At 51.3% G+C, this 14526-nt stretch carries 16 protein-coding genes; 4 read left to right on the forward strand and 12 right to left on the reverse strand.

Annotated elements, in window-relative coordinates; all coding sequences use genetic code 11:
• Window positions 1–199 precede the first annotated feature (199 nt).
• On the reverse strand, window positions 200–577 hold the full coding sequence (locus ACP5D4_RS15930; protein ID WP_428012613.1) for a GFA family protein: 378 nt from the start codon (window positions 575–577) through the stop codon (window positions 200–202).
• A gap of 62 nt (window positions 578–639) precedes the next feature.
• On the opposite strand from ACP5D4_RS15930, the gene cutA reads away from it, so the two are divergent.
• Entirely contained in the window at window positions 640–963 is a 324-nt protein-coding gene (cutA, locus tag ACP5D4_RS15935; protein WP_428012614.1) for a divalent-cation tolerance protein CutA, read from the forward strand.
• Here cutA and ACP5D4_RS15940 read toward each other — a convergent pair.
• The 9 genes from ACP5D4_RS15940 to purE form a co-directional block, all read right to left on the reverse strand.
• Window positions 960–2039 (reverse strand): M23 family metallopeptidase, encoded by a 1080-nt coding sequence (locus ACP5D4_RS15940; protein WP_428012615.1) that lies wholly within the window; start codon window positions 2037–2039, stop codon window positions 960–962. The genes cutA and ACP5D4_RS15940 overlap by 4 nt on opposite strands.
• Window positions 2040–2194: 155 nt before the next feature.
• Window positions 2195–2611 carry a hypothetical protein gene (locus ACP5D4_RS15945; protein WP_428012616.1) on the reverse strand — a complete coding sequence of 139 codons (417 nt, stop codon included), beginning with the start codon at window positions 2609–2611 and terminating at the stop codon, window positions 2195–2197.
• Window positions 2612–2711: 100 nt separating this feature from the next.
• Window positions 2712–3467, reverse strand: a complete 756-nt coding sequence (locus ACP5D4_RS15950) for an SDR family oxidoreductase (protein WP_428012617.1) — start codon at window positions 3465–3467, stop codon at window positions 2712–2714.
• A 127-nt stretch (window positions 3468–3594) separates the two neighbouring features.
• Complete coding sequence (locus ACP5D4_RS15955) at window positions 3595–4557, reverse strand: aldo/keto reductase (protein ID WP_428012618.1); 963 nt, start codon at window positions 4555–4557, stop codon at window positions 3595–3597.
• 73 nt (window positions 4558–4630) lie between these two features.
• Window positions 4631–5053, reverse strand: coding sequence for a bacteriohemerythrin (locus ACP5D4_RS15960; RefSeq protein ID WP_428012619.1), 423 nt, complete (start codon window positions 5051–5053; stop codon window positions 4631–4633).
• A gap of 483 nt (window positions 5054–5536) precedes the next feature.
• A complete protein-coding gene (locus ACP5D4_RS15965) occupies window positions 5537–6742 on the reverse strand; it encodes a 4-hydroxy-3-methylbut-2-enyl diphosphate reductase (RefSeq protein ID WP_428012620.1) in 1206 nt (401 codons plus the stop codon).
• 34 nt (window positions 6743–6776) lie between these two features.
• Window positions 6777–7619, reverse strand: a complete 843-nt coding sequence (locus ACP5D4_RS15970) for a GDSL-type esterase/lipase family protein (protein ID WP_428012621.1) — start codon at window positions 7617–7619, stop codon at window positions 6777–6779.
• A 276-nt stretch (window positions 7620–7895) separates the two neighbouring features.
• Window positions 7896–9413, reverse strand: coding sequence for an ammonium transporter (locus ACP5D4_RS15975; protein WP_428012622.1), 1518 nt, complete (start codon window positions 9411–9413; stop codon window positions 7896–7898).
• Between the two features lie 340 nt (window positions 9414–9753).
• Window positions 9754–10278 (reverse strand): 5-(carboxyamino)imidazole ribonucleotide mutase, encoded by a 525-nt coding sequence (gene purE, locus ACP5D4_RS15980; protein ID WP_428012623.1) that lies wholly within the window; start codon window positions 10276–10278, stop codon window positions 9754–9756.
• 78 nt (window positions 10279–10356) lie between these two features.
• Here purE and nagA point away from each other — a divergent pair, with 78 nt between their 5' ends.
• The gene (nagA, locus tag ACP5D4_RS15985) at window positions 10357–11517 is read left to right on the forward strand and encodes an N-acetylglucosamine-6-phosphate deacetylase (protein ID WP_428012624.1); all 1161 of its coding nucleotides are present in this window, start codon (window positions 10357–10359) and stop codon (window positions 11515–11517) included.
• Here nagA and ACP5D4_RS15990 read toward each other — a convergent pair.
• Window positions 11514–12146, reverse strand: coding sequence for a class I SAM-dependent methyltransferase (locus ACP5D4_RS15990; RefSeq protein WP_428012625.1), 633 nt, complete (start codon window positions 12144–12146; stop codon window positions 11514–11516). The two genes, nagA and ACP5D4_RS15990, sit on opposite strands and share 4 nt — an antisense overlap.
• A gap of 215 nt (window positions 12147–12361) precedes the next feature.
• On the opposite strand from ACP5D4_RS15990, the gene ACP5D4_RS15995 reads away from it, so the two are divergent.
• Window positions 12362–13348 (forward strand): FkbM family methyltransferase, encoded by a 987-nt coding sequence (locus ACP5D4_RS15995; protein ID WP_428012626.1) that lies wholly within the window; start codon window positions 12362–12364, stop codon window positions 13346–13348.
• A gap of 128 nt (window positions 13349–13476) precedes the next feature.
• Here ACP5D4_RS15995 and ACP5D4_RS16000 read toward each other — a convergent pair whose 3' ends face one another.
• On the reverse strand, window positions 13477–13710 hold the full coding sequence (locus ACP5D4_RS16000) for a hypothetical protein (protein WP_428012627.1): 234 nt from the start codon (window positions 13708–13710) through the stop codon (window positions 13477–13479).
• Between the two features lie 309 nt (window positions 13711–14019).
• On the opposite strand from ACP5D4_RS16000, the gene ACP5D4_RS16005 reads away from it, so the two are divergent.
• Window positions 14020–14394: a hypothetical protein gene (locus ACP5D4_RS16005; RefSeq protein WP_428012628.1), complete on the forward strand. Its 375-nt coding sequence runs from the start codon at window positions 14020–14022 to the stop codon at window positions 14392–14394.
• Window positions 14395–14526 lie beyond the last annotated feature (132 nt).

The raw sequence follows: 14526 nt of genomic DNA on the forward strand, positions 1-14526 counted from the left end.
AGGGTTTTGAATTTTCGCCACATTGTCTTCCCAATGCTTCCCATCAAAGGGTTCGGATGTCTGTGGTGAAGACCTTTTAAAAATCGGTCGATCGAAAAGGTTGACGTTTCGGTTTCGGGGCGTTAAACTGAAGATAGAAGCCGTAAGGGGTAATTCGCCCATACGCTTGATTTTTTATTCAACGCCGCGAGATCGGAAATTAAGGGTTTTGAATTTTCGCCACATTGTCTTCCCAATGCTTCCCATCAAAGGGTTCGATCGCAAACTCCCCTAAAACCTCCCCATCCAAACACCGCAGATTGACATCGTAGCAATGGGGATGAGAACGGGGACGATAAAACGGGTGAATCCCGCAAGTCTTACAAAACAGGTGTTTCGCCACCCCCGTATTAAACCGATACGTCGCCAACGCATCTTCACCGCGAAGCAAAGTAAACCGTTCCGGCGGAACGATGAGATGGAGAAATCCTTTTTTCGTACAAATCGAACAGTTGCAATCGATCGCTTTCCGTTCGTCCACCTGTATACGAAACCGAACTGCGCCGCAATGACATCCACCTTCAAAAACCTCGGTCATCTTCCAACCTCCTGACGTTTTAGGATATTCACAGTGTCCTATCTATATATATAGAACCTGTAATGACTAACTACGGAATCGTTCTCATCACCGCCTCTTCCGCCGAGGAAGCCAAAGCGATCGCCAAAAGCCTCGTCGAAGAACATCTCGCCGCCTGCGTCTCGCTAACTCCCGTGCGATCGATCTACAGCTGGCAGGGTAACATCGAAGACGAGGAAGAATGGCAACTGATTATCAAAACCAATTTAACGCAATTCGATCGCCTCGAATCCCGAATTCGCCAACTCCACAGCTACGACGTACCCGAAATTATCGCCGTTCCCATTATTAAGGGGTCTAGGGATTACCTGAACTGGATTGGCGAACAATGTCACTCTACCCATTAACGCACTTCAATTTCCCGTTCCAATTCCGCAATAACTTCCCCATCGCGAATTAACTGATACTCCCCTCGCCAAGTTCCCGATAAAATCGGACGGTCGGCGGTGTCTCGTTTCCCGACGCCATTGGCCCAAGTTTTCTGAGAGGATGCGGCGGTTTGTTCGTAATCGGTGATGACAGTTCCTTGAGGATCGAGAAGTCGGAAGTGTTCCACATCTCCCTCAAGAAGTCCGTAACCGTGAATCCAGAAGAAAATTAAGGGAATCTCGCCAGAGAAACTCGTTTTTTTATAGTCTCCTTGCCAAAGTCGATCGAGCGTAATTTGTTCTGAAGAAAACCCAGCCCTGAGAATTCCCGTCGGTTCGTAGTCTAACGTATTTTCCCACAGGGGACGACGGGTGACGTTGCATCCGGTTTCTTCAGAAACGCCGACAAAGGGATCGATAACTTCTCCCTGATAGCGTACCGTAATATGAACGTGGGGAAACGTAGTTTTTCCAGAAAGTCCAACTTCTCCCAAAACTTCACCTTGCTGGATGGTTTGTCCCGGTTGGACGGCGATGCTTCCTTGTTTCAAATGACAATATTGAGTTTCCCAACCGTCACCGTGGTCAATAACCATTCCGTTTCCGCATTCTTTCCCCGATTCTTCCACTTCGGCGATATCTTCAGCGGTTTCTAAGCGTCGATCGATCTCCCCATCTCGCAACCGTAAAACAGTCCCGTCTGCGGCGGCTAAAACGGCGACGCCGTCTTCCATTACCGCTTCGTCAGAAATTGCGAAATCCGTTCCTTTATGACCGTCGTAAGTTTGGCGTCCGCAACCGAAATCGACGGCGTTGGGAGTGGGGTCGCGATCGACATATAACATGGTAAAACAGTCTTCGCCCAAGGTACAATCGATGGGCGGAATTAAGCGAAGCCAATCGGAATCGGGGGATTGGACGGGTTGGGAAACGTTGTCGGAAACGGGGGGTTCGGTGGCGGTGGAGGTGGGTTCTTTGGAATTACAACTGCTTAACCCCCAGAGACTTCCGAGAAGCAGGAGAAGGGATAGGCTGTGACGGGATAGGGGAATCATCGGTGAAATGGGATTTCGGCATTTTCTATTTTATCGCGATCGATTCCGCTTTTTGGGAGAGGAGAAACCCTCAATTTTAGGGAACTTTTTGATTTGAGATTCGTCTTTTAAGGGTTTTGAAATTCACCACAGAGACACAGAGGACACAGAGGGAGTTAGGGTTTGGTTTTTTGTCTTTCGGCTTGAAGGTTGGATTCGATCGCATCGAGGGTTTTCACCGCCAACCGTTTAGCTTCGAGTCGAAATCCCCATTTCTGGATGTTGAAGGCTGCGGCGAAGCCGACGACGGTGGCGATAAAATCGAGGGGTTGCGCACCAGAAATTCCCAGTAACAGCCCCAATCCGCCAATTCCCCAGAAAGGAAGGGCGACGGTTTGACGTTGGGTTTCGACGAGTTTCGCCAGGAGGTTATCGGGTATGTCGGCTAAGATTTCTTCCCGTACTTTGGCTTGTTGGGGATAGGGTACGGCGAGACCGAATTTCGGACGCAGTTTTTCGATTTTACGGGCTTCGGTACTGTATTCCAAAACCTCATCTTCTGCCATGGCGATTAAATGTTCTTTTTGTCCCATTTTACTGAATTTTAAACTGTTGAAATTGCCGTTTGACGAAGGGATTCCTAGGCTAAGTTGAGGAATCCCTTCGTCATCTCATCATCCCATTATCCCATCATCACAAACCCGGCGTGGTTTGTGCGAATAAGGCGGCAAAATCCTGAGTTACCTCGCCATCGGGATTAGAAATCGTATCGAAAGCTTTATTTCGAGCCGTCGGTTCCAACAAAGCGCGAACCACCAATTCCGCCACATCCGCCCGAGGAATCGAGGGTTTAATATCACCCGGCGTATTTTTCAAAAGGGCGTCGTCTTTCCCCACCAAAAGCTGACGTTCGCCCCCCGGTTCGTCCAACAATCCCCCGGCTCGGATAATCGTATAATCGATACCGGAATCGATAAGATAGGCTTCAGCTTTGCGTTTCCAAATCAAAATATTGCCGTTTCCGATGCGGTTAAGGAAGTGATTTTCGTCCGTTCCGCCCATCGAACCGACTAACACGATATGTTCGACGCCTGCATTTTTCGCCGCATCAATTTGATTGAGTTGACCGCGATAGTCCACCTCTTCCGGCGTTCCGCCGGGGGCGAATCCCATATCTGGGCGTTCTCCCGGTTGCGGCGGCGAAAGGGGTTGAGGAACAGCACTCGTAAGAATCACCAACGCCTGACAGCCTTGCAACGCCTCGTCTAAATCGCTTGGGTTGCGAATGTCGCCGAAAATAAAGCCATCGGTGGTGCCAAAGCGGTCTTGGGCTTTTTCAGGAGACCGAGCCAATGCGATCGCCTCGAATTCTTCGGATCGATCGCGCAGTTTTTTCAAAACGATCGATCCCGTGCGTCCAGTAGCACCCGTAACCAGTACTTTTTTCATGTTTAAAAATCAAATCCTATGAATATTGAAAGACAAAAAGATAGGGGGTGTGTTTTACAGCGAACAGGTAACGGTTTCTTCCTTGTCCTCATCATCCCATCATCCCATCATCCCGATCGCACCATCATCACAACCAAGGACGACTCGCTTGTTCGAGGCGTTGCAGGTCGTCGGCGATGAGAGACCAGCCCAACGCCCCGGCATTTTGTCGAGCTTGTTCGGCATTTTTCGCCCCCGGAATGGGGACTACGCCCCCCTGACCAATCAGCCAGTTGAGGGCGATTTGGGCGGGGGTTTTGGCGTATCGTTCCGCCAACTGTTCCAACATCAACGTCACGGGTTCGATACGTCGCAACCCCTCGGGACGGAACTTAGGATCGAGTTGGCGTCCGCCGCTGGGACTGCTGTTTTCGGGGGTGTATTTCCCCGTCAGGAGTCCCTGGGCGAGGGGACTGTAGGCTAACAGGGTCACGCCGAGGGCTTTAGCGGTTTCGACGATGCCTTGGGTTTCGACTTTTCGCGACAGTAGGGAGTAACGAACCTGGTTGACGGCCAGGGGAACGCCGCGACGGTTGAGGAGGTCGTAGGCTAGACGCATTTCGTCGGCGGAGTAGTTGCTGACTCCCACAGCGAGGAGGCGACCCCGTTCCACTTCGTCGGCGAGGGCGTCCATCAGGGTTTCCTGAGACATGAAGAAGGTAAAAGGCCAGTGGACTTGGTAGAGGGGGATGCAATCGGTTTGCAGGCGTTCGAGACTGGCGGTTACGGCGTCGTAAACGTCGGATTTGCGGAAACGCCAGGGTAGCGGTCCGTATTTGGTGGCGATTTGGATGGGGGTGTCGCAGGTTTTGGCGAATTGGCCTAGGAGTCGTTCGGATTCCCCCTGTCCGTAGACTTCGGCGGTGTCGAAGAAGGTGATTCCGGCTTCGATGGCGGCGTCGAAGGCTTGTCGGACTTGTTCTTCGCCGTAGTCGTTGCCGTATTGCCAGAAAAAGCGATCGCCCCAAGACCACGCCCCAATCCCCAAGGGTTTGACGTGGAGGTTGGAGTTGCCCAGGGCGACGGTGTTGTTGAGTTCGGTCGGTTGCATGGCGATCGAGATCGAGGAACGCTTCTTAACTTAACTTAATGCTTTTCGATCGCGTTGGCAGCCTTCGGGGAGGCTACGAGGGTTTTTTGTCAATATCGCACACCATCGATCGCGCCAGTTGGGTATCGATTTTACGAATGTGGTTGAGAAACCAATCGAGGAGACTTTGATTGACTTTCAACACTAACGACAAACTCGACCCTTCTCGATCGAACTGGGTTTTAATTTCTTGAAAGTTCTTGATAAACTTGGCGTGAGCTTCTTTGTTTTGACAGGCTACCGGACAGCGATAGGATTCCATACACTGTTCCTCAAACCCAAAATGTCGATCGATGTATTTTTCTAAAAACTTCAGAATCTGAGCGATTTCACTGTGGGCCTGGTTTTCTCGCATCGCCTCCACTAACAACCCCATTTGTTCGATGAGTTGTTTGTGTTGCTGGTCGATTTCGGGTATACCAATTTTAAGAGAATCGTTCCAGATATTATTCTGCATGGTTCTGATAGGAATTCAAACAACGAACGCGCGATACGGAATCTGTTTCCAAAAAGCTAGGATTTTAAGCTTTTTTACCACAGAGAGAGTTTTGCATGGAAATGAAAAACTGACATTTTGAATTGAAATTTATCATGAATTTAAAATTTACATACATTGTTAAAAAATATTTGCTGTTAGGTTTTTATCTTTCTTTATTTGTATTTTAAAATAAGTTTTTTATAGATTATACGGAATCCTAATTTCTAATCTGAGTGGTAAAAGCTTCTTGAAGCCTAACTTATCGGGAACAGATTCCGTATTAAAATACCAGAAAAATCTTGAAACTTTTATCTCTGTCCACGATTTTCCTATTTCCGGGTTCTCGACAGTTTATGACACAACCAATTTTTTTTGAGATAATTCAAAAATTCGAGTCGATTCAAATCGAGAGAGAACCGACTCGAATTTTATCGAAAAACCCCCTAAAATCTCAGGTTTTTCTTAAACCAACGCAGGAGTTTTGAGTTTAAAAATCTTGTCGATGGTCTCTTCAACCGACTTATCCGGCGTCGAAGCTCCCGAAGTGACGCCCACCACGAGTTTCCCTTCAGGAAGCCAATTTTCCGTCACCTCCAAATCCCGTTCCAACGGTTTGTGTTCGATGCGGTTTCCCGGGCCGATGCGATCGGCACTATCGATGTGATAGGACGGAATCCCCCGTTCGATGGCAATTTCCTGTAAGTGGGTGGTATTCGAGGAATTAAAGCCCCCAATGACCACAATCAAATCGAGGTCTTCCTCCACCAACTCTAGCATAGCGTCTTGACGTTCCTGGGTGGCGTCACAAATAGTGTTAAACGCCATAAAGTGTTGGTTGAGTTCCGTCGGACCGTACTTTTGCAGCATCGTCCGCTCGAACAACTTGCCAATTTGTTCAGTTTCGCTTTTCAACATGGTGGTTTGGTTGGCGATACCGATACAATCGAGATCGCGATCGGGGTCGAAGCCTTCTGAATGGGCGTTGCGGAACTTCTCGAAAAATTCCTCGCGATCGCCCCCATGGAGAATATAATCGGCCACGTACTGGGCTTCGTCGAGGTTCAACACCACCAAATACTTGCCCGCGAAAGAGGTGGTAGCGAGGGTTTCCTCGTGTTTGTACTTTCCGTGAACGATGGAAGTGTAATCGCGTTTCTTGTGCTTTTCAACACTGTTCCAGACCTTCGACACCCAAGGACAAGTAGTATCGACGATAGTACAGCCGCGATCGTTGAGAAGCTGCATTTCCTGAACCGTCGCCCCAAACGCGGGTAAAATCACCACTTCGCCTTCGCGGACGCCCGAAAAATCCTTTTCTCCGTTCACGACTTCGATAAAGCCCACGTTCATCTCGCGCAAACGCTGGTTTACGCCGGGGTTGTGAATAATCTCGTTAGTAATCCAAATGCGCTCGGTGGGGAAGTGGCTGCGGGTTTCGTAAGCAATGGCGACGGCCCGCTCGACGCCCCAGCAAAATCCGAAGGCTTCGGCGAGGCGAACCGTCACGTCACCCCGCGTGAGCGTGTTTTGATGGGCGCGAATTTCGCCGATGAGACTGCTTTGATACTCCGTTTTCAGCATTCCCTCGACTTCGGCTTCGTGGCCGAAACCGCGACGGTGGTAGTTGTTGGACTGCTGGAGCGATCGTTTAAAGGCTTTCGTATCCATATTTGGGGGTGGGTGGCTTATCGTCAGTTTTCTGCTATTCTACCGAGTCTGACGCCTGCAACCGCTCGTTGTCGAATACGATCAGTGCCGTCCGCCAAATTTCGTAACCGCGACGGTTGAGGTGAAGTCCATCGGTGCTGTAGTCGGTTCGCAGCCGGCCGCCATCGTCGCTGAAGAGGGGATATAAATCGAGGAATTTCGCCCCTTCCACTTCGGCGATGGCTTCGAGACGAGCGTTGAGGTGGCGAATGCGGGAATTGGGAATTTCGAGTAACTTCTCGCGACCTTCCCAGGTGGCCTTTTCGCCACTGTGGGGCAAAATCGACTGAACGACGATTTCTGTATCCGGGTGAATCCAGCGAATATCTTTAATAATTTTGCGGTGGTTTTCCAAAAGGGTTTCGTCGTCCATTCCCCGCAGTAAATCGTTAATGCCGATGTTGATGAAGATTTTCTCGGGTTCGGTGTCGTCGAGGAGGGGGAGACGATTGTAGAGTCCGTCAGAGCCTTCTCCGGAAATGCTTTGATTGAGCCACGTGACCCCCGACGGTAACAGTTCGTTGGGGAACCACAAACTAATGGAATCTCCGGCTAAAACGTAGAGGGTTTCGGGGGGTTCGGCGGCGATGGCGTCGGCTTCTTTTTCAAGGATAGCGACCCAATCTTGATAAGACGGTTGCTGTCGTTGGCCCACTTCCGGCGTAGGCGTCGGTTGTGGCGTCGGCGTGGCTTCGACGGTGACAGAGGCATCCGCTCGCACCGCAGGCGACCAATTCCCCTCTCGAGCGAGAAGGATGCTCACCGTCGCGATTAACACGCCGTTGGTGGCCAGGGAAAGTATTGCCCAAGCGGGAAGGCGCGTCGAGTCTCTAGACACTGGCTTCTATCGAAATGCTGTGTGTTTCGATCGTACACCTTTGGAGCGCGAACAGCGAGCAGTGAACAGCGAACAGTTGTAGGGTGCGTGACGCGGGCTAGAAAATCATGCCGAAGTCAAGTCAATGGGGTTGCCGCGTCACGCACCGACGCCAACAAACTGCCAACTGTCCCCACTGTTGGCTGTTCGCTGTAAAAGAACCCCGGTATCTTGAAGATACCAGGGTTCTTTAGGCAATTTTAGGGAAAGGAGGTTAAAGGGTAGAGATAACGGGGGTTACATCAAACCGCGATCGCCGGACATTCCAGGGGGCATGGAACTGGTGATGCCGCTGGAGGAGGTTTCTTTGACGAATCCGCTGTAGGCTTCCATACCGTGTTCGCCGATATCGAGGCCGTTGAATTCTTCTTCTTCGCCGACGCGAATGCCTCCGACGACGGCAGAGATGGCATACCAGAAGATGAAGCTCATCAAGACGGTAAATCCGCCGATGGTGAGGATGCCGATGGCTTGGGCGATGATGTTCCCGGTGCCGAAGATGCCGACGGCTAGGGTTCCCCATACGCCGTTGACGAGGTGAACGGAAATCGCACCGACGGGGTCGTCGATTTTGGCGACGCTATCGAAGAAAGACACGGAGAACACGACGAGAATGCCGCCGATGGCACCGGTTAAGGCTGCCCCCCAGTAGGGCATATCGTTACATCCGGCAGTGATGGCCACCAAACCGGCCAGGATGCCGTTGATGGTCATGGTCAAGTCGGGTTTGCCGTCTTTAATCCAAGAGGTTAAGGTTCCGGTGACGCCACCCGCTGCGGCGGCTAAGTTGGTGGTGACGGCGATGTAGGAGATGTTGCTCGTTGCTGCGAGTTCGGAACCGGGGTTGAAACCAAACCAGCCAATCCACAGAATTAAGCATCCAAGGGTGGCTAAACTCAGGTTGTGACCGGGCATGGCTCGGGGCTGGCCGTCTTCGTATTTACCCATGCGCGGACCGAGTATCGCGGCTCCTACGAGAGCTGCCCAACCGCCGACGGAGTGAACCACGGTCGAACCGGCAAAGTCGGCAAAGGACCAAGCGCCTTCCGGACCGAAGGAGGACAGGAGACCGCCGCCCCAAACCCAGTGTCCGGAGATGGGGTAAGACAGTCCTGTTAGCAGCAGGCTGAAGATGAGGAAGGCATCGTATTTAATCCGTTCGGCGACTGCCCCGGATACGATGGTGGCAGCGGTGGCGGCAAAGGCTACTTGGAACAGGAAGGAGACGGAAATCGGCAGTCCGGCGGGGAAGGGATCGAGTCCGTAGGTGGCGGGATCGCCGCTACTGAGGAAGAAGCCTCCCATTCCGATGAAGCCGACGCCGTTGGCGCCGTACATGAAGGAAAATCCGAAAGCCCAGTAGGCGATGGTTGCTAGGGCAAAGACGATTAAGTTTTTGGAGAGGATGTTAACGGCGTTTTTCTGGCGACAGAGTCCGGTTTCGAGCATTCCGAACCCGGCGTTCATGAAAATCACCAGGACGGAAGCGACGATAATCCAGACGGTGTTTAAAACCCCTTGCACGTACTCGGCGTCTAGGGTTTCGGGGATTTCGATCGCCTGGGGATCGGCGGCGGTTGCGGCCAAGTCCCACACGGAGACGATGAGGGCAGCCAGGGGAATACAAGCGAGCCAGTAAATGGGGATTCGCTTGAACGGCGAGAGTATTTTGCGAAATCGGGAGTTGCGATCGAGACCGCGACTCGAGCGAGATTTGGCTCGATTGCGTTTTCTTAGCGTAAGCTCAGAGGTCATTGTTAGACTTTGAAATGGTGGTATGCGATCGATCGACGCGGGGTCGATCGAAGGCCGAACGATTCGCAAGGGATAAACCGTTGCGAACGGCTCGGCTCGAAATAACAACACCTCGGGGAACGCTCGGACTGTATCCCAGTCTGTCTAACACTGCTGTCGCCGCGACGCTCCCAGAGGAACTACCCTTGAGGTGTATGCCAACGAGTCACATTGATTCCACCAATTCTCATCGGGTTGGTTCTGTATAGCAAATTACAATTTGCCCGGGAACCGCCGCGAATATCCCTAAATATCGAAGGATTTAAGCCGCTTTTTGTCGGTTTTTTCGCCGATTGCATCGCTACATTTGCTTTAAGTAATCTTGATAGCCCAGTTCGTCGAGGCGGGTTTGTTTGTCGAGAACGGTTTCAGATAGCTGGTTGCGATAGGCTTGTACGCGATCGAGTAAGTCGGGTTCGTGCGCTCCCAGGATTTGCACGGCGAGGAGTCCGGCGTTTTGGGCGTTGCCGATGGCAACGGTGGCGACGGGAATGCCCCGAGGCATCTGTACGATGGAATAGAGGGAATCTAATCCCCCCAGATGTCGCGTGGCGACGGGAACGCCGATGACGGGTAGGGGGGTCAGCGAGGCCACCATCCCCGGTAGGTGCGCTGCGCCTCCGGCTCCGGCAATAATGACTTTTATCCCCCGTTTGTGGGCGGTTTTGGCGTAGTTCACCATGCGTTCGGGGGTGCGGTGGGCGGAGACGATCGCCACTTCCCAGGGAACGTCAAATTCTTCGCAAGTTTCGAGGGCTGCTTTCATGGTCGGTAAGTCGGAATCGCTGCCCATGATGATGCCCACGCGGGCTTGTTGGTCGCTCATCGTTTGTGGTTGAATCAACGGTAAATTTGTAATTTTTCCAGTCAAATCGTAAGCCGTTCTCGAACAAACGCCAATGTTATGGTTTCTCCTCTGGTTGCTACTCTGATTAACGCCCGCGTCGCTGGATATGAGGGTTTACAGTCGATCGCTCTCGAAGACGATACGGTAACGGCGATTCGCCCTCAGTGGGACGGGAAACCCTCTTCTGAGGCGATCGATCTCGCTGGGGATTGGCTGTCTCTCGGCGGTGTAGATTTGCAAATTAACGGGGCCTTGGGGTTGGCGTTTCCGGAACTGCAACCCCATCATCAGCCCGTTTTGGATAAAATTGGACGCTTTTTGTGGGAATCGGGTATCGACGGCTATTTACCGACGTTGGTGACGACTTCTCTGGACAATATCGCTCGATCGCTCTCGGTGTTGTCGGAGTTTATCGCCTCGCAGTCCCCTAATTCCCCCTCTGCCCAGATTCTCGGAGTTCATCTCGAAGGGCCGTTTCTGAATCGCCACAAGCGAGGGGCGCATCCGGAAGAATTTTTATTACCATTAAAGACAAAAAATGTCAAGCGATTGTTGGGAGATTTTGCCGACATCGTAAAAATCGTCACCCTCGCCCCGGAGTTGGAGGAGACGGGGGAATCGATCGAACTGTTGAGAAATCGCGGTATCGTCGTCAGTTTGGGGCATTCTCTGGCGACGGCAGCCCAGGCGAACGGAGCTTTCGAGGCGGGGGCGTCGATGGTGACGCACGCTTTTAACGCCATGCCGGGGTTGCACCACCGAGAACCGGGGTTGCTGGGGGCGGCGATGGTGCGTTCGGGGGTGCGTTGCGGGTTTATCGCTGACGGACAGCACGTTTGTCCGACGATGTTACGGGTGTTGTTGAGGGCGGCGGAGTTCGATCGGGGTGCGTTTCTCGTCAGCGACGCTTTGGCACCGTTGGGATTGCCTGATGGGAGATATCCTTGGGATAGGCGGGAAATTGAGGTAACGGACGGTACGGCGCGTTTGCTCGAGGGAACGCTGGCTGGAACCACGCGATCGCTCCTCGACGGGGCGAGGAATTTGCTGGATTGGGGAATTTGCGATATTGAAGAGTCGATCGCTTTGGCAACGATATCGCCGCGACAGGCGCTCGATCTCCCCACAAGTCTCGTCGGCAGTTCTGGTAACCTGTTACTGCGCTGGCAGTTCCGCAACGGACGCTGGCAGTGGAAACGCTTTGTGGACGGGTTTTAATCTTCGTTTTCCTCGGGTTCGCCCTCGTCAGAGGTTTCTTCTAATTCTTCCGCCTCTTCGGATTCTTCCGCCTCTTCAGATGTAGATTCCACTTCGTTAGGGTTGGTTTTGGTGGCGATGACATTCAAACTAATTAAGGTGTCGAGAATTCGCAAACTACTGCAATCGTCGAATAAATTGAATTCCATCACCTGTTCGTATTCTTCAAAGCCGACTTCTTCGAGATACATGGCTAAAAGGTCGAAATCGAAGCCGACTTTATGCACGTCAAATTCGTTGGTTTGACCGCCGAAGATAATTCGCATCAAATGCAGCCGTTCGACGGGTAACAGGTTAGGATTGAGATACAGCCAACAGAGGGTTTGTAAGTCGGGGACGCTGATAAAGAGTTTTCCGCCGACTTTTAACACCCGATGCCATTCGTCTAAGGTATTGATGAGTTCGTTGTCTAGGCTGTGGTGAAAGTGTTCGAGGACGTGACTGGCGTAGATGGCATCGACGGAGTTAGTCTCGAATTGGCTTAAATCCCTGGCGTTTCCGAGGATATCGACTTCGGGGCGATCGTCGATGTCGAGAATTTTCCAGCCGTCACGGACTTTTTTTCCACCAATATGCAGTTTGAGGCTCATAGGAACTTGCACTTCTCAAGTTTGACAGGTCGCGCTCGCGTCTGAAAAAGACGTTGGCTTTATTATATATTTAAATGCTTTTGATTTTGCAAAAATTCTAACTTTTTAATCTTAATATACCTCGAAATAATAATGCTTAAATTTGCGGAATTGAAGCCCGTTTTATATGATAAAAATATGGAAACCCGACCACTCAAGAAAGGGGGCGATCGCCCATGGTGTTCTTTCTTCCCAGCTTACAACAAAGCGGACAGTTGCGAGACCTCCCCATGGTCGTCTGTAGCGTCGGTTCGCGCCAAGTGAAAGCCAACGAGGACTTCGCCAGTCAAGGATGGAGCCTTTTTGGAGAAAATCTGACCGTTTACGGCTTCGACGCCGACGCCGACGCTTGCGACGCCGCCAACGCTGCGATCGAGCGCAACCCCCAAGCCACCTGGACGGAAAAACATCTTCCCCTCGTCCTCAGCGACACTGAAGGAAGCGCAACGCTCTACGTCACGCGCAATCCCATGTGTAGCTCCCTTTATCCCCCAAATATTGAATTTCTGAAGCAGTTTTCGGGACTGTTAGATGTCATGGATGTTGACTTTACCCTCGAAGTCGAAACCACGACACTCGATCGCTTTTGTAAAGCAGAAAACGCCAACACCGTTGACTTTCTCCAAATTGACGTACAAGGGGCAGATTTAAAGGTTTTACAAGGTGCCGATCGAATATTAGAAACTGTCCTGGCGGTGGAAGTTGAAGTCATGTTCAACTCTCTGTACGTGGGACAACCCCTGTTTGGGGAGGTGGATGTATATTTAAGAGAGCGGGGATTTAGCCTGTTTGATTTGGGACGGGCTCACCGCGAACGCAGGGTGAGTCCGGTCAAATCCACAGTGCGCCATACCGGACAACTGTTGTGGGGGGAAGGGTTTTACTTTAGAGATTTGGTGGCGCTTCCCGAGGAAGATCCGCTTAAAACACCCCAAAACTTACTCAAACTGGCTTGTATTGCAGATTTGTTAAGCTTTCCGGAATATTGCTTAGAACTTTTGGTGTATTTGACCGAGCGTTATGGCCAGGAAACTTCCTATGATTGTTTTGAGGCGATCGCGGTTAGTCTGTCACAATTTCCAGAGTTAGTCGATCGCGGTCTCGAAACACTTTCTGTTCTCCAACCCCTTCAGCACCGATTCTGCAACCTCCCTCAAGTTTAGAGAAATATCAAAGGCGAGAGACGAACGTGGGTTCGCCTCTCGACCTCGGATCGATCGTTGCATCGATTTGACCTAAATTGTAGATGACTATATCCCCGAAATTCGTAAAGTGTTCGGACCAACAACCGTCAATCAGCAATAAGAATTTCGCCTTGCCAGATTTTCTCTTGAATTTCCCGAAAAATGGCGCATTCTTCTACGGAAACTTTGCCATCCGCATAAATGGCGGCCACGAGCGCATCTCGTTCCTCTCGCGAAATTACGCCGTCTTCTAAAGCGCGTTTGGCTTGTTCTGAAAGTGCAGAAAGGTCGCGTTGTTCTTGAGGAGAAAGATTCTCTTGGCGACTGCTATGAATTTCCATCGTAAAACCCTAATGAGTCTCACCTCTTTTACGCTGGCGCGACTCCCTATTTTTGTCAACGGAATCGAAAAAAACTTTACAGGATCGCGGGGATCGCCCACTCGGTCGATCTCGCCTTCGTTACAGTTTGTTTAAGAAAAACGTAAAAACTTTGAAAACGAGATACAATAGACTCGGTTTGAGTCGATTAAACGGCAAAGAATCTCTAATTTGTGTATCGAGTATATCTAAAATGTCAAATTAGAGTCTCAAATTTAGATTTTTTTAAGTTTTGTAAGTTATCGGTCAACGGACAGGCGATCGAAGTCTATGAAGAACCCGAAAGAAACCCTTCCTCCCGCCATTGAAGACGATCCGGTGTTTCTCGACCCCACGGACGCGGACACACCGGAAGAACTCCCCTATCTGTACCGACCGACGTTGACGGGAAACGGGACGGAGACGGAGGAGGAAGAAGTATTTCCGGCGATCGAAGACGGACAACCCCTCGACGAAGTTCTCGACGGGGAAGGGGAACATCTCCCCAGTGGGTTGAAACAGTCTGCTGAGGAGGAAGACCGCGTGGCGTTAGAGTCGGCGGTGGAGGACGAAGCGGCGGTGTTGATGTCGGGACGGACGGAGGAGTTGGCGGAGGTGTCTCCGGTGGAGGACGATACGCCGGAAACCCTACATCCGATTTTGTGAGAACGCTTATAGTTGACTCAATTCTTGACACTCCCCAGCTGTCACGGCGTGGGGATTCTTGGGTCTATGGGGAGCCGACGCTTAACCCCTCGCCAAGCATCTTGACCGTCTGCCCGACGGCTGCAAGTCCAC

This window comes from Baaleninema sp. (assembly GCF_049974805.1).
Taxonomy (GTDB): Bacteria; Cyanobacteriota; Cyanobacteriia; order Cyanobacteriales; family Geitlerinemataceae; genus Baaleninema.

Excerpts from the sequence above, each read along its gene's own strand:
- ACP5D4_RS15930 (WP_428012613.1), bottom strand. The coding sequence starts at position 577 with ATGACCGAGGTTTTTGAAGGTGGATGTCATTGCGGCGCAGTTCGGTTT.
- cutA (WP_428012614.1), top strand. The coding sequence starts at position 640 with ATGACTAACTACGGAATCGTTCTCATCACCGCCTCTTCCGCCGAGGAA.
- ACP5D4_RS15940 (WP_428012615.1), bottom strand. The coding sequence starts at position 2,039 with ATGATTCCCCTATCCCGTCACAGCCTATCCCTTCTCCTGCTTCTCGGA.
- ACP5D4_RS15945 (WP_428012616.1), bottom strand. The coding sequence starts at position 2,611 with ATGGGACAAAAAGAACATTTAATCGCCATGGCAGAAGATGAGGTTTTG.
- ACP5D4_RS15950 (WP_428012617.1), bottom strand. The coding sequence starts at position 3,467 with ATGAAAAAAGTACTGGTTACGGGTGCTACTGGACGCACGGGATCGATC.
- ACP5D4_RS15955 (WP_428012618.1), bottom strand. The coding sequence starts at position 4,557 with ATGCAACCGACCGAACTCAACAACACCGTCGCCCTGGGCAACTCCAAC.
- ACP5D4_RS15960 (WP_428012619.1), bottom strand. The coding sequence starts at position 5,053 with ATGCAGAATAATATCTGGAACGATTCTCTTAAAATTGGTATACCCGAA.
- ACP5D4_RS15965 (WP_428012620.1), bottom strand. The coding sequence starts at position 6,742 with ATGGATACGAAAGCCTTTAAACGATCGCTCCAGCAGTCCAACAACTAC.
- ACP5D4_RS15975 (WP_428012622.1), bottom strand. The coding sequence starts at position 9,413 with ATGACCTCTGAGCTTACGCTAAGAAAACGCAATCGAGCCAAATCTCGC.
- purE (WP_428012623.1), bottom strand. The coding sequence starts at position 10,278 with ATGAGCGACCAACAAGCCCGCGTGGGCATCATCATGGGCAGCGATTCC.
- nagA (WP_428012624.1), top strand. The coding sequence starts at position 10,357 with ATGGTTTCTCCTCTGGTTGCTACTCTGATTAACGCCCGCGTCGCTGGA.
- ACP5D4_RS15990 (WP_428012625.1), bottom strand. The coding sequence starts at position 12,146 with ATGAGCCTCAAACTGCATATTGGTGGAAAAAAAGTCCGTGACGGCTGG.
- ACP5D4_RS15995 (WP_428012626.1), top strand. The coding sequence starts at position 12,362 with ATGGTGTTCTTTCTTCCCAGCTTACAACAAAGCGGACAGTTGCGAGAC.
- ACP5D4_RS16000 (WP_428012627.1), bottom strand. The coding sequence starts at position 13,710 with ATGGAAATTCATAGCAGTCGCCAAGAGAATCTTTCTCCTCAAGAACAA.
- ACP5D4_RS16005 (WP_428012628.1), top strand. The coding sequence starts at position 14,020 with ATGAAGAACCCGAAAGAAACCCTTCCTCCCGCCATTGAAGACGATCCG.